Here is a 13356-nt window from a genome sequence, read left to right as displayed (position 1 = left end):
TCTCCCGGCTCCCCCACCCCGGTCATACGACGCCGTCGGCGCGCAGCGCGGCGATGGCGTCGGGACCGTGGCCCAGTTCGGCCAGGACGGCGTCGGTGTGCTCGCCGGCCGCCGGGACGGCGGCCATTCGCGGGGTGAACCCGGACAGGTCGGCGGGCGGCAGCAGCGCCGGTACCAGGGCGCCGCCGGGTATCGGGACGTCGCGCCAGCGCGCGCGGGCGTCGAGGACGGGGTGCGCCAGGAAACCCTCCATGTCGTTGACGCCGGCGTGGGCGACACCGGCCTCGTCGAGCAGCCGGCCGGCCTCGGCGCCGTCGAGCCCGGCGAAGCGTTCGGCGATCAGGGCGTCGAGCGCGTCCCGGTGGGCGACCCGGTCCGCGCCGGTGGCGAACCGGGGGTCGCCGGCCAGCTCCGGGCGTTCCAGGAAGCGCTCGCACAGGGCGGTCCACTCCCGCTCGTTCTGGACGGAGAACAGCACCTCCTTTCCGTCGGCGGCGGTGAACGCCCCGTAGGGGGCGATGGTCGCGTGCCGGGTGCCGACGCGCGGGGGCTGCGTGCCTCCGTAGCGGGTGTAGTAGGCGGGCTGGTGCATCCACTCGGCCAGCGCCTCGAAGAGGGAGACCTCGACGGCGCGGGCGACTCCGGTCGTGGCGCGGGTGAACAGCGCGGTGAGGATGCCGCTGTGGAGGTACATGCCGGCGGCGATGTCGGCGACCGACACCCCGGCGCGCGCGGTGCCGTGTTCGTTCCCGGTGAGCGAGACCAGACCGGTCTGGCACTGGACGAGCAGGTCGTACGCCTTGCGGTCGGCCCACGGGCCGCTGGTGCCGTAGCCGGAGAGCCCGGCCGTGATCAGCCGGGGGAACCGCTCGGCCAGCGCCTTCGGTCCGCAGCCGAGACGCTCGGCGGCTCCGGGGGCCAGGTTCTGCACGAACACGTCGGCTCGGCCGAGGAGTTGTTCCAGGACGGCACGCCCGGCCTCGGTCTTCACATCGAGGGTGACCGACTCCTTGGAGCGGTTCAGCCACACGAAATAGCTGGACTCGCCGTGCACGGTGGTGTCGTAGCGGCGGGCGAAGTCGCCGCCGCCCGGTCGTTCCACCTTGATCACGCGGGCGCCGAGGTCGGCGAGCTGGCGGGTGGCGAAGGGGGCGGCCACGGCCTGTTCGAGGCTGACGACGGTGATCCCGGCGAGCGGCAGCGCGTACGGTGCGGGAGGAGGCGGGGTCATCGGGCGGTCTCCAGGAGTGGCGTACGGGCATACGGACATCGGATGTCGGACAGACCGGGACGGCCGGGGCCAGGGCCAGAGCCAGGGCCGGGGCCGAGAGCGGGTCAGCGTATGACGGCGGAGGACAGGGCGTGCAGCCGGAGCGCCAGCTGGATCTCCAGCGCGCGGGCCGGCGACTGCCAGTCGGATCCGAGCAGCCGGCCGATCCGCTCGACGCGCTGGGCCACCGTGTTCACATGGACGTGCAGGTCGTCCTTGGTACGGGCCGGGCTCATCCCGCTCGCGAAGTAGGCGTCCATGGTGCGGACGAGGTCCGTACCGCGCCGCCGGTCGTAGGCGACGACCTGCCCGATGGTGCGGTCGACGAAGCCCTCGATGTCCCGGGTGTCGGCGAGGAGCAGGCCAAGGAAGCCCAGGTCCTCGGCGGCGGCGCCTTCGCCGGACCGGCGCAGCAGGCGCAGCGCGTCGAGGCACCGGCGGGCCTCGGCGTAGGCGGGGGCGACCCGTTCGGGATGGGCGAGGGGTGCGGTGACGGGGGCGGACGCGCCGACGGTGACGGAGTCCCGCAGGGCTCCGCCGAGGTGTTTCGCGGTCTGCCGGGCGAGGTCGGCGGCGTTCTCGCCGGGGCGGAGCGGCAGCAGCAGGACCGTGCCGCCGTCGCGGGCGGAGGCGAGGCCCTGGCGGGTGGCGGCCAGATGGGAAGCGGCGGAGCGCAGCCGCCGGCGGTCCGCGCCCTCCCGGCCGGCGGAGTCCGGATCGCTCGCGGCGTCGCCCCGGTCGGCTCGGTCGACCCGGGCTGCCAGCACGACGTGCGGGGCGTCGGTGTCGGTCCGCAGCCGGGCGGCGCGCTCGCGCAGCAGCCGGGGGTCGCGGTCCGGGGCGTCGAGGAGGTCGTCGAGGAGTTCGCCGCGCACCCGCTGTTCGGCCTCTCCGGCGGTGCGGCGGGCGAGCAGCAGCAGAGAGGTGACGAGGGCGGCCCGCTCCAGCGTGCGCAGGTCGACGGGGTCGAGATCGGGCCGTTCGCGCAGGACGAGGGCGCCGAAGGTCTCGCCGCCGGCCGAGACGGCGGCGACCCAGTCGTCGCCGTCCCGGGTGGCGTGGCCGGCGGAGATCCCGGCGGGTCTGGCGCGCTCCTCGGCGAACTCGACGGTGCCGCCGAGGACTTCGGAGACGGCGGCGGTCACGTCGGCGACTCCCCCGCCGCGCAGGACGAGTTCGGTGAGCCGGTCGTGGACCTCGGAGGCGCGTTCGATGACGCCGTTGTGCTCGCGGATGATGTCGTTGGCGCGTTCCAGTTCGGCGAGCGCGGAGCGGGTCTCGGCGAGCAGGTTGGCGGTGTCGATGGCGATGGCGGCGTGGGCGGCGAAGGAGCCGAGCAGCGCGACCTGGCCCCGTTCGAAGACCCGGGCGCGCCGGTCGGCGGCGAAGAGCACCCCGATCACCTGGCTGCCGAGGGTCAGCGGCACCCCGAGGATGGCGACCAGGCCCTCGTCTCCGACGGCGGTGTCGATGGTGCGGGTGTGCTGGAAGCGGGCGTCCTGGAAGTAGTCGTCGGTGACGTAGGGACGGGCCGTCTGGGCGACGAGTCCGCCGAGTCCTTCTCCCATGCCGAGGCGCAGTTGCTGGAACCGGGCGGAGACGGAGCCCTCGGTGACGCGCATGTAGGTGTCGCCGTGGGCCGGGTCGTTGAGGCTGAGGTAGGCGACCTCGGTGCCGAGCAGGGAGCGGGCCCGCTGCACGATGGCGCGCAGCACGTCGTCGAGGTCGCGCAGGCCCGCGAGATCGTTGGCGGTCTCGAAGAGCGCCGACAGTTCGGCCTCGCGGCGGCGCCGGCCCTCCAGCTCGGCGCGGACCCGCAGCGCGAGCTGCTTGGCCTGCTCCAGCTCGGCCAGCTCCCCGGACCCCGCGCCGCTCGCACGGGCGAGCAGCGCGGGGTGGTCGTACGCCTCGGTGGCGGCACCGCGGGCGAGGAGCTCCAGGTAGGAGGCCTGTTCGTGGGTCATGGTCCAGGGATACCTGGCGTACGGGGGATCGCACCAGCCCTGTGGACAACTCCCTGTGGACAAAGCGGGCCACGGCCGGACGGCCCCCGTACCGCCCCGGCCCCGTACCGACCCGGCTCGCGCCGGCCGTCAGTGCGCGGTCCAGCCGCCGTCGAGGACGAGGGACGTACCCGTGACGAACGAGGCCCGCGGACCGCACAGATAGAGCACCGCGTCGGCGACCTCGTCGGGTTCGATCAGCCGCTTGAGGGCCGAGTCCTTCAGCAGGACCTCGGTCAGGACCCGTTCGGCGGGGATGCCGTGCGCGGCGGCCTGGTCGGCGATCTGCCGCTCGACGAGTGGGGTGCGCACATATCCGGGGTTGACGCAGTTGGAGGTGACCCCATGCGGAGCGCCTTCGAGCGCCGCCGTCTTCGACAGGCCCTCCAGACCGTGTTTGGCGGCCACATAGGCGGACTTGTAGGGGGAGGCCCGCAGCCCATGGACGGAGGAGATGTTGACGATACGGCCCCAGCCCCGCTCGTACATCCCGGGCAGCGCGCCGCGGATGAGCCGGAACGGGGCCTCCAGCATCACGGTGAGAACGGTGTGGAAGACGTCCGGCGGAAACTCCTCCAGGGGGCGGACGAGCTGGAGTCCGGCGTTGTTCACCAGGATGTCGGCACCGGCGCCGACCGCCTCGGCGGCGTCGAGATCGGTGAGGTCGAGCAGGCACGGCTCGACCCGGCCGGGCAGCCCGTGGGCGGCCTCGGCCAGCTCCGCCAGTCCGCCGGCGGCCCGGTCCACGGCTCTGACCAGGGCCCCCGCTGCGGCGAGCCGCAACGCGCAGGCGCGGCCGATGCCGCCGGCCGCGCCCGTGACGAGCGCGGTGCGCCCGGCGAAGTCGAGGGGGACGGACCCGGGGGCGGGCCGGGGCGCGGAGGCCGGGTCCGGTGCGGATCCTGTGCTGATGGGGGCGCTCATGTTCCGCACCCTATGAAGCGGCCCCACCCCGACCGATGTGTGCCGAACACACAGTTCAGCCCAGGGGCGTGGTGTCGAACCATGTGGGTTCGTCGGCCAGGGCCCGTTCGATACGGAAGTACGAGAAACGCTTCATCTCGGGAAGCTCGTCCAGGGCGAACCAGCCGACCTCGATCGACTCGTCGTCGTTGACCCGGGCCTCGCCGCCGGTGGCCCGGCAGCGGAAGGAGACGTCCATGAACTGGCACTGGTCGCCGTTGGGGTAGACGACGGGCTTGCGCAGAGTCTGGACGAGGACGATCCGCTCGACCTCGCACGTCACCCCGGTCTCCTCGTACACCTCGCGCACCGCGCAGGCGGCGGGCTGTTCGCCGGGCTCGACGATGCCCCCGATCACGGCCCACATCCCGTTGTCCGCGCGGCGGCCGAGCAGGACGCGGCCGGCGTCGTCGAAGACGACGGCGGAGACGCCCGGCAGGAACAGCAGCTGGTGACCGGCGGAGGCGCGGATGTCGCGGATGAAGTCAGGGGTGCCCATTCCCCGAACCCTAGATCACGCCCGGAACCGCCCGGCCGGGCACCCGGGTGCGCGAAAGGGGGTCCCGCCCGTCAGAAGACGAGCATGCCGCTCGCCAGGATCAGGCAGTAGATGTACGTGTAGCCCATGTACGTCGTGTGGTCCGCCCGCCGCCCGCGCCGGTGGCGCACCCGCCAGGCGATGGTCCAGCAGGCGGCGGTGACGGCGAGGCCGCACACCGCCACGCGGGGTCCGGAGGGAAGCGGCGCGTACAGCGTGAGCCAGAGCACGGCGGGAACGAGGAACAGGAACACCGAGAGATAGCGGCGGGTCGCCTCCTCGCCGAAGAGGAGGGGCAGCGTCCGGCGCCCGGTCCGCCGGTCCCCGTCGAGGTCGCGCAGATCCTGGATGTGTACGGCGGGCCCGACGAACAGGACCGTGAGGACGAGGATCCAGCGCCACGCGGTGGCGTCGACCGGCCCCACGAGCGTCCAGGCGGCGCCGAGCTGGGCGACCACGCCCAGCATCATGACGAGGTTCTTGCTGAAGCCCCACGCGCCCCACCCGCAGAAGTTGTGCAGGACGGTCGCCGCCTGCCACAGCAGCGTGTACGGCAGAACGCCCAGCCACCAGCCGAGAAGGGTGAAGACCGGCATCGCGACCGCCCACCGCGCCCGGACGCCGCGCGGGGTGACCAGACCACGCGGCAGGGGCCGGTCGGGCTTGAGGAGCCGGTCCTCCTCGATGCCGGTGAGCTGGTTGGCGAGGCAGAACGTGTACAGGTACAGCACGAGCCAGACGAACACCTGCCCGAACGCGGTCAGCAGATGCCCGGCGGAGGAATCGAAATAGCGACCCGCCGAAAGGGTGAACAGAGCGGCCGGAATCACCGAGGCGGACAGATCCCGGTAGAGGAACAGCCAGGTGACACGCGCCTCGTGCCACGGGCTCCATGAAACCCCGGGCGCGCGAGCCCCCGCGGTTCTCATGCGGACCTCACGGTCTCAGGGTAGTGCTCCCCCTCCCAGGGGCGCGCGGCCGCGCACGCTCCCCCGCCCCTCTCCTCTCAGGCGGCGTTACGGCTCCGCCGGACCCGGACCGCCCGGAACACCGACCAGCCGAGACCGGCCGCCCCGAGGCCGACGAGCAGCGCCTCGGGCAGGATGCCGAAGCGGGTCGCCGGCGTCTGCGAGGAGCGCAGCGGCACCTTCTCGACGAGTACGTCCGGGGTGAACAGTTCCGTCCGCGCGACGATCTTCCCGTCGGGCCGGATGACCGCGCTGACCCCGCTGGTGACCGGGACGACCACGCTGCGGCTGTGCTCCACGGCGCGGACCCGGGACATCGCGAGCTGCTGGTAGGTCATCTCGCTGCGGCCGAAGGTGGCGTTGTTGCTGGGGACGGTGATCATCTGGGCGCCATGCGTGACGGTGTCCCGCACCGCCCAGTCGAAGGCCGCCTCGTAGCAGGTGGCGAGCCCGACCCTGGTCCCGGCCAGATCGAAGACGCCGACCTTGTCGCCGGGCCCGAAGTCGCGGTTGACCCGGTCGACCTCCTTGTTGAAGATCCGTACGAACGACCGCATCGGGATGTACTCGCCGAAGGGCTGCACATGCCGCTTGTCGTACTCGGCGACCGGGCCCCGGTTCGGCTCCCACTGGATGAGGGTGTTGCGCAGCTTGCCGGTGGGCGGGACGAGGACGGAGCCGACGACGGTCGGCGCGTTCACCGCCCGGACGGCGTCGCTGATCTCCTGGTACGCGTCGTCGTTGGCGTACGGGTCGATGTCGGAGGAGTTCTCGGGCCACAGCACGAAGTCCGGCTGGGGCTCGCGGCCGGCCTTCACCCGGGCGGCCAGTTCCTCGGTGCGCTTGACGTGGTTGTCGAGGACCGCGCGGCGCTGGGCGTTGAAGTCGAGGCCGAGGCGGGGCACGTTGCCCTGGACGGCGGCGACGGTCGCGGTGCCGTCCTCGGCGGCGTCGGACACCAGGGGCCGGGCGGCGAGGGCGCCGGTGACGGGCACGAGGACGGCGAGCGCGGCGGCGAGCAGCGGGCCGCGCCCCGGGGCCGGGACGCCCTCCCGCACACCGGCGGCGGCGCGGCGGGCCAGGACCTGGCGCACCACCTCGTACAGACCGAAGCCGCACAGCGCGACGGCGAAGCCGAGCACCGGGGTGCCGCCGACCGCCGCGAGCGGCAGGAAGATCCCGTCCGCCTGCCCGAAGGCGACCTTGCCCCAGGGGAAGCCGCCGAAGGGCACGCGCGCGCGTGCCGCCTCGCCGGCGATCCACAGACCGGCGGCGAACACCGGCCGGCCGGGCAGCCGCGAGACGGCGGTGATCCCGAGCCCGGCCGCCGCCATGAACAGCGCCTCGACGCCCGTCAGCGCCACCCAGGGAAACATCCCGACCACCGCGCCGGTCCAGACGAGCAGCGGCATGAGGAAACCGAGCCCGGCCAGGTAGCCGAGCCCGAAGCCCGCCCGGAGCCGCCGGCCGCGCAGGGTCCAGCCCAGCAGGGCGAACGCGGGGACGGCCAGCCACCACAGCGGCCGGGGCGGGAAGCTGAGGTAGAGCAGCAGCCCGGACAGCACGGCGGCGGCGGGACGGACGAGCCGCCGCGCCAGGGCGCGGCCCCGGCCGGCGGGAGCGGCGGGGGCGGGGGACCCGGGCGCGTCGGCCGGGGCGATCGTGGTGCTCACCCGCCGGAGTCTACGGCGCCGGGCGCGCCCGCCCCGAGTACGAGCGGGGCACGACCGCGGGCACGCCCCGAGTACGGCCGGGGGCACGGCCCGGGTGCGGCGCAGAGCATGGCTCGGGGCACGACCCAGGTGCGGCCCGGGACTCGGCCGGGGTTCCGGCGGTCCCGCAGACGGGCTCAGACGCTCGCGGGGCCCGTCGGGGCCGGTGGCGCGGTGGGGTGCAGGAGGCCTCGGATGGCGTGGACGCCGGTCTCGGCATCGTCGACGGTGACGGTGAACGTACGGCCGTCGCCCAGCCGCAGCACCAGCCCTTCGCCCCGGCGGACGACGACGGCGGTGCCCTTCTCGGGCCGCCAGCGATATCCCCAGCCGCCCCACTGGCGCGGGGTCACGGAGGGCGCGAAGTCGGCGCCGACGACATGGGAGAGGGGGATGCGGCGGCGCGGGACGCCGATGTGGCCGCAGCGGACCTCCATGGCGTGGTCGTCGACCCGGACGGCCACGTGCACGAAGGCGAGCGTCCCGAAGAGCACCAGGATTCCGACCGCGACACAGCCGACGACAGCCATGAGGAGGGGCGCGATCCCGGAGGCCCAGGACGAGACGACGGCGAGCCGGATGCCGAGCGCCAGACAGGCGAGACCGCCGACGGCCGGCAGCCACTGCATCCGGTTGGTCGCGCGGCCGGTCCACACCGGGGGTGCGGGCCCCTCGGGGCCGGGCCGAGGGAAGATATCGCTCATATCGTCAGCCTACGCACGTTCCGGCGATACGGCTCCTCAGCGCATGCGCGGGAGCACGCTCCGTGCCGACACCCGCTGCGGAAGCGCGCTCTCCGCCGCGTAGGCATGCGGGGAAGGGTCAGGCTCCGTGCGCGACCGGCGTCCCCGCCGCCAGGGCGCGGCCCTCGGCGTAACCGAGCGCGGCGCGCGGCAGTTCGCCGGTGCGGCCGCTCAGGAGCACGGTCAGCGTGCCGGTGGGGGCCGCCTCGGGGGCGGCCTGGGCGCCGATCCGGCGCAGCGCCTGGGCGGCGACGGCGCCGGCCGAGCCGCGCAGTACGACGGGCGGGCGGCCGGGGCGGTCGAGGGCCGTCCGGATGTGACCGGCGACCAGTTCGTAGTGGGTGCAGCCGAGGACGACGGCACGTACGTCCGGGGGCGTGAGCGCGGCCGCGGCGGCAACGGTACGGCGTACCGCGTCCTCGTCGCCGTGCTCGACGGCGTCGGCGAGACCGGGGCAGGGCACCTCGGTGACCTCGGCGGCCCCGGCAAAGTCACGGATCAGCCCGCGCTGGTAGGCGCTGCCGGTGGTGGCGGGGGTGGCCCAGATGGCGACCTTGCCGCCGCCGACGGCCGTGGGCTTGATGGCGGGCACGGTGCCGATCACCGGGATGCCGGGCTCCAGCGCGGCGCGGAGGGCCGGCAGGGCGTGCACGGTGGCGGTGTTGCAGCCGACGATCAGGGCGTCCGGCGCGTGGGCGGCGGCGGCCCGGGCGACGGCGAGCGCCCGCTCGGTGAGGTCCTCGGGAGTGCGCGGCCCCCAGGGCATGCCGTCGGGGTCGGAGGAGATCACAAGATCCGCGTCGGGCCGCAGGCGGCGGACCTCCGCCGCGGCGGGGAGCAGGCCGATTCCGGAGTCCATCAGTGCGATCTTCACCCCGCCACCCTAGCCGACCCCTCTTGAATCCCTTCCAATCTGGGGCAGACTGCGGCGAATGAGCCCGCTGTCGTGGATCGCGTCCGCTTCCCTCGCCGCCTGGGTGTGGCTGCTTCTCGGGCAGGGAGGTTTCTGGCGTACGGACCAGCGCCTCCCGGCCCCGACTCCGGCCCCGGCCCCGACTCCGGCCACCGGGACACCCGCACCCGGAACACCCGCCACCGGGACACCCACCGGAACATGGCCACGCGTCGTGGTGATCGTCCCGGCGCGCGACGAGGCGGAGGTGCTGCCACTGAGCCTGCCCTCGCTGCTCGCCCAGGACTATCCGGGGCCCGCCGAGGTGATCCTCGTGGACGACGGGAGCACCGACGGCACCGGGCCGCTCGCCCGGGAGCTGGCCCGCGACCGGGCGGGGCTGCCGCTGAGCGTGGTCCGGCCGGGCGAGCCGGAGCCCGGCTGGACGGGCAAGCTGTGGGCGCTGCGGCACGGCATCGCGCTGGCACGCGCGCGGGAGCCGGAGTTCCTGCTGCTGACGGACGCGGACATCGCACACGAGCCGGACAGTCTGCGGCTGCTCGTGGCGGCCGCCACCGGCCACCGTCTCGACCTGGTGTCGCAGATGGCGCGGCTGCGGGTGGTGAGCGGCTGGGAGCGGCTGATCGTGCCGGCGTTCGTCTACTTCTTCTGCCAGCTGTATCCGTTCCGCTGGATCAACCGGTCCCGCCGTCCGCTGGCGACGGCCGCCGCGGGCGGCTGTGTGCTGCTGCGCGCGGAGACGGCCGCGCGGGCCCGGGTGCCGGAGGTGATCCGGCAGGCCGTGATCGACGACGTGTCGCTGGCGAAGGCGGTACGGAGGGCGGGCGGGCGCGTCTGGCTGGGGCTCGCGGACCGGGTGGACAGCGTCCGGCCGTATCCGGATCTGGCCGATCTGTGGCGGATGGTGGCGCGCAGCGCGTATGCCCAGCTGCGGCACAATCCGCTGGTCCTGCTGGGTACGGTCGTGGGCCTGGCGCTCGTCTACCTGGCGCCGCCGGCGACCCTGGTGGCCGGAATCCTCAGGGGCGAGGGCCCGGCGGTTTGGGCCGGCGGGGTCGCCTGGGTGATCATGACCGGTACGTACCTGCCGATGCTGCGCTACTACCGGCAGCCGCTCTGGCTCGCGCCGCTGCTGCCGTACACCGCGCTGCTGTATCTGCTGATGACGGTGGACTCCGCCGTCCGGCACTACCAGGGGCAGGGCGCGGCGTGGAAGGGCCGGACGTACGCCCGCCCGGAGGCCGCGCCGGACCGGTGACGGCGGCGAAACGCGAAAACCCCGCGGCGATTCGAAACGAACGCGGGGCCAATTAAGCCGACTTCACGAATCCCCGTCCGGACGGAACCGGCGGAGAATATCCATCCTCTTCACTCTCCGAGCACGAACATCTTCCCTCCGTCATGTTCGACACCGCGTCAAGATTCTTTTATGCGGGGCCCGGAGGGGACTTCCGGAGGATGTCACGACTGATCGGTAACCCCTTCCGAACTCGGTGTTTCCAAGATCGCTGACCTGCGGCGCGACCTGTTTCGCCGGATTCGCTCACATTGCCGGGCGAGGGTCGCGGCGAAAGCGGCGAACAACCGCATGGGCCGGGCTCCCCAATCGGCACATCGTGGGCTTAACTTATGGCCATGACCTCCCCGCGCTCCGCCTACGGAGGCGGTTACCACACCGCGCCGTCGTTCACCGAGACCCCGATCTACGACTCTCTCGTCGCAGAGCGGGGCACGCCCCAGATCGCCCCGATCCGGGTGAACTCCCCCTACGACACCGGCGGCGGCTTCCCCGGAAGCGGCGGCTACCAGCCGGCCCCGCCGGCGCTCCCCTCGGCGCTGCCCGCCCTCCCGGCGGCACCCTCCGCGCAGCCGGCCCCTCCCCCGGTGCCGGCACCGGTTCCGGCGCCCGCGCCCGGGTACGCCGGCAACACCGGGGGCGGCTACGGCTATCCGCATCCGGCCGCGCAGCCGCAGCCGCAGCTCCCCCAGCTTCCGCAGCTCCCCTCGGCGGCGTCGATGTCGCCGGCCGCGCATCTGACGCCGGCCGCGCAGTTGGCTCCCGCGCCGCTCCCGAACGCGCCCACGGCGTACATCCCGCAGCAGTCGGCCGTTCCGCGCGGCTACCCGGGCCCGCAGGCGCCGCAGCCGCCGCGTCCGGTGGCGGGCGGGTACGAGGCGATGCGCCCCGCGGCGCCTCGTCCGGCCCCGGCGCCCGCGCCGGCCCCGTACGAGGACCCGTACCAGCAGCCCCACCAGGGCCGGGGATACGACGGCCGGAACACCGGTCAGAACTACGGCGGCCAGGGCTACGACGGCGGCTACTGACGGCCGGTCACCGCCGCCCCGCCGGGCCTTCGTCGTCCGGCGGAGGCGGCGGATCACGGCCCCCCGCCGCCTCCGGCCGGGTGCGGGTCACGGGCCCCCGCCGGGCCTTCACCGTCCGGTGGGGCGACTGGCAGGATGGGGCCATGCCGATTCCTGTGTTGCGCTCTGTTCACGTCCACCCGGTCAAGGCACTGCGCGGCTTCACCCTCCCCGAGGCGGAGGTCGAGCCGTGGGGCCTCGCCGGTGACCGCCGCTGGGCCCTCGTGGACGACTCGGGCACGGTCGTGACACAGCGCCGGCACGCGCGGCTGGCGCTGGCGTCGGCGGAGCTGCTGCCGGACGGCGGGATCACGCTGTCCGCGCCGGGTCGCGAACCGCTGACGGTGACGGTCCCCGCCCCGGCCCTCGCCTCGGTCCCCGCCGCCGGGCCCGGGACCGAGGGGCAGGAGGACGACACCCTCCCCCTGGACATCTTCGGCACCGTGATCGACACAGTGCCCGCGGCCCCCGAGGCGGACGCCTGGTTCAGCGCCTACCTCGGCACCGAGGTGCGCCTCGTCCATCTGGACGATCCGGCCCGCCGCCGCCCCATCGACCCCCGGTACGCGGCTCCGGGCGAGACGGTCAGCTTCGCCGACGGCTATCCGCTGCTCGCCACCACCACCGCCTCCCTCGACGCCCTCAACTCCCTGATCGCACAAGGCGATCACGCCGACGAGGGCCCGCTGCCGATGAACCGCTTCCGGCCGAGCGTCGTCGTCGACGGCACCGCGCCGTGGGCCGAGGACGACTGGCGGCGTCTCGCCATCGGCGACGTCGTCTTCCGGGTGGCCAAGCCCTGCGGCCGCTGCGTGGTGACCACCACCGACCAGAGAAGCGGCGAGCGCGGCAAGGAGCCGCTGCGCACCCTCGCCCGGCACCGCAAGAGCGGCAGCTCGCTGGTCTTCGGACAGAACCTGATCCCCGAGCACCGGGGGACCATCCGGGTCGGCGACCCGGTCAAGATCCTCGACTGAGCCCCCGCCCTTCTTTCCCCCCTCGCGGCCCGCACGCACACCGCCGCCGCCCCCGGACCACCGCCCGAGCCCGCCCCACCCCCGGCCCCGCGCCCGCCCCCGCGGCAACCTGTCCGGCGGGCGCGGAACCCGTGGCCGGGTCACACTCGTTGAAGGACCGGCGACCGCCCGGATCCTGTCCCCAGCCTGTCCTCGGGGGAACGGCCCCCGGCCGGTGCCGTCCGGACAGGCCCCGAGGGCCTCACGGGCCGTCGACGAGACGAGGGGGTGCACGGCGTGCGCGCTGCCACCGGGCTCTGGCGCTGGCGGCACAATCCCCTGCGCAGGACCACGGACCTCATCGAGGCATGGGTGGCGCTGACGGCCGCCGTGCTGCTGTGCCTGGGCGCGCCCCTGGCCGGCTGGACCGTCGGGACGGCTGCCGACACCTCGCTGCGCCGCGAGGCGAAGACGCAGGCCCGGGAGCGCTTCTCGACCGTGGCCCGGGTGGTGAGCGTCACCGACCGGCGGGCCGAGGGTCCGGCGGCTGCCGATCCGGTCGAGGAGCACCGGCCGCGGCCCGCCGTGGTGGCCGTCTGGACGGCACCCGACGGAACCCCGCGTTCCGGCACCCTGGCCACCAGCCGTCAGCAGGCCCGCCCCGGTGTCACCTTCCTGTTGTGGACCGACCGGTCGGGGCGGATCGCGGCGCCGCCGATGCTTCCGTCGGTGGCCCGGGCGCATGCGCTCATCACCGGGTTCACGGTGGCGCTGTTCGCCGGAATCCTGGTGGAGACGGCCCGCAGGCTGGCCGTCCGGCTGCTGCTGCGGCGGCGGTACGCGCGCCTCGACCGGGCCTGGGCCGAGGCCGGTCCCGACTGGGGCCGGACGGGCACCGGGAGCTGACTCCTTGGGGGGACAGGCGG

The 13356-nt window shown here is 74.3% G+C and carries 12 protein-coding genes; 4 read left to right on the top strand and 8 right to left on the bottom strand.

Annotation, left to right across the window (positions count from 1 at the left end; translation table 11 throughout):
• Positions 1–22: 22 nt before the first annotated feature.
• The 8 genes from ABZ990_RS26005 to ABZ990_RS25970 form a co-directional block, all read right to left on the bottom strand.
• The gene (locus tag ABZ990_RS26005; protein WP_361236238.1) at positions 23–1231 is read right to left on the bottom strand and encodes a CaiB/BaiF CoA-transferase family protein; all 1209 of its coding nucleotides are present in this window, start codon (positions 1229–1231) and stop codon (positions 23–25) included.
• A gap of 104 nt (positions 1232–1335) precedes the next feature.
• The gene (locus tag ABZ990_RS26000) at positions 1336–3234 is read right to left on the bottom strand and encodes a GAF domain-containing protein (protein WP_361236236.1); all 1899 of its coding nucleotides are present in this window, start codon (positions 3232–3234) and stop codon (positions 1336–1338) included.
• 129 nt (positions 3235–3363) lie between these two features.
• Complete coding sequence (locus ABZ990_RS25995) at positions 3364–4197, bottom strand: 3-hydroxybutyrate dehydrogenase (protein ID WP_361236233.1); 834 nt, start codon at positions 4195–4197, stop codon at positions 3364–3366.
• 55 nt (positions 4198–4252) lie between these two features.
• Positions 4253–4735: an NUDIX domain-containing protein gene (locus ABZ990_RS25990; RefSeq protein ID WP_361236230.1), complete on the bottom strand. Its 483-nt coding sequence runs from the start codon at positions 4733–4735 to the stop codon at positions 4253–4255.
• 71 nt (positions 4736–4806) lie between these two features.
• Positions 4807–5703: a UbiA family prenyltransferase gene (locus tag ABZ990_RS25985; RefSeq protein WP_361236227.1), complete on the bottom strand. Its 897-nt coding sequence runs from the start codon at positions 5701–5703 to the stop codon at positions 4807–4809.
• 77 nt (positions 5704–5780) lie between these two features.
• Entirely contained in the window at positions 5781–7415 is a 1635-nt protein-coding gene (gene lnt / locus ABZ990_RS25980) for an apolipoprotein N-acyltransferase (RefSeq protein WP_361236224.1), read from the bottom strand.
• A gap of 176 nt (positions 7416–7591) precedes the next feature.
• Entirely contained in the window at positions 7592–8158 is a 567-nt protein-coding gene (locus tag ABZ990_RS25975; RefSeq protein ID WP_361236221.1) for a hypothetical protein, read from the bottom strand.
• 118 nt (positions 8159–8276) lie between these two features.
• A complete protein-coding gene (locus tag ABZ990_RS25970; RefSeq protein WP_361236218.1) occupies positions 8277–9071 on the bottom strand; it encodes an aspartate/glutamate racemase family protein in 795 nt (264 codons plus the stop codon).
• A gap of 58 nt (positions 9072–9129) precedes the next feature.
• Here ABZ990_RS25970 and ABZ990_RS25965 point away from each other — a divergent pair, with 58 nt between their 5' ends.
• The 4 genes from ABZ990_RS25965 to ABZ990_RS25950 all read left to right on the top strand — a co-directional run bounded on the left by ABZ990_RS25965 (position 9130) and on the right by ABZ990_RS25950 (position 13336).
• Positions 9130–10368 (top strand): glycosyltransferase, encoded by a 1239-nt coding sequence (locus tag ABZ990_RS25965; RefSeq protein WP_361236215.1) that lies wholly within the window; start codon positions 9130–9132, stop codon positions 10366–10368.
• Between the two features lie 377 nt (positions 10369–10745).
• Positions 10746–11435: a DUF6643 family protein gene (locus ABZ990_RS25960; RefSeq protein WP_361236212.1), complete on the top strand. Its 690-nt coding sequence runs from the start codon at positions 10746–10748 to the stop codon at positions 11433–11435.
• Positions 11436–11578: 143 nt separating this feature from the next.
• Positions 11579–12451, top strand: coding sequence for an MOSC N-terminal beta barrel domain-containing protein (locus tag ABZ990_RS25955; RefSeq protein ID WP_361236209.1), 873 nt, complete (start codon positions 11579–11581; stop codon positions 12449–12451).
• 276 nt (positions 12452–12727) lie between these two features.
• Positions 12728–13336 (top strand): hypothetical protein, encoded by a 609-nt coding sequence (locus tag ABZ990_RS25950; RefSeq protein WP_361236206.1) that lies wholly within the window; start codon positions 12728–12730, stop codon positions 13334–13336.
• The last annotated feature ends 20 nt before the right edge of the window (positions 13337–13356 follow it).

The organism is Streptomyces sp. NPDC046203, assembly GCF_040646255.1.
Lineage (GTDB): Bacteria > Actinomycetota > Actinomycetes > Streptomycetales > Streptomycetaceae > Streptomyces.
Note: the sequence above shows the minus strand (reverse complement) of the source record. Positions and strands in the feature narration are given on the sequence as shown.

Bases quoted from the DNA above. Each gene is read 5' to 3' on its own strand.
- ABZ990_RS26005 (WP_361236238.1), bottom strand. From the start codon at position 1,231: ATGACCCCGCCTCCTCCCGCACCGTACGCGCTGCCGCTCGCCGGGATC.
- ABZ990_RS26000 (WP_361236236.1), bottom strand. From the start codon at position 3,234: ATGACCCACGAACAGGCCTCCTACCTGGAGCTCCTCGCCCGCGGTGCC.
- ABZ990_RS25995 (WP_361236233.1), bottom strand. From the start codon at position 4,197: ATGAGCGCCCCCATCAGCACAGGATCCGCACCGGACCCGGCCTCCGCG.
- ABZ990_RS25990 (WP_361236230.1), bottom strand. From the start codon at position 4,735: ATGGGCACCCCTGACTTCATCCGCGACATCCGCGCCTCCGCCGGTCAC.
- ABZ990_RS25985 (WP_361236227.1), bottom strand. From the start codon at position 5,703: ATGAGAACCGCGGGGGCTCGCGCGCCCGGGGTTTCATGGAGCCCGTGG.
- ABZ990_RS25975 (WP_361236221.1), bottom strand. From the start codon at position 8,158: ATGAGCGATATCTTCCCTCGGCCCGGCCCCGAGGGGCCCGCACCCCCG.
- ABZ990_RS25965 (WP_361236215.1), top strand. From the start codon at position 9,130: ATGAGCCCGCTGTCGTGGATCGCGTCCGCTTCCCTCGCCGCCTGGGTG.
- ABZ990_RS25960 (WP_361236212.1), top strand. From the start codon at position 10,746: ATGACCTCCCCGCGCTCCGCCTACGGAGGCGGTTACCACACCGCGCCG.
- ABZ990_RS25955 (WP_361236209.1), top strand. From the start codon at position 11,579: ATGCCGATTCCTGTGTTGCGCTCTGTTCACGTCCACCCGGTCAAGGCA.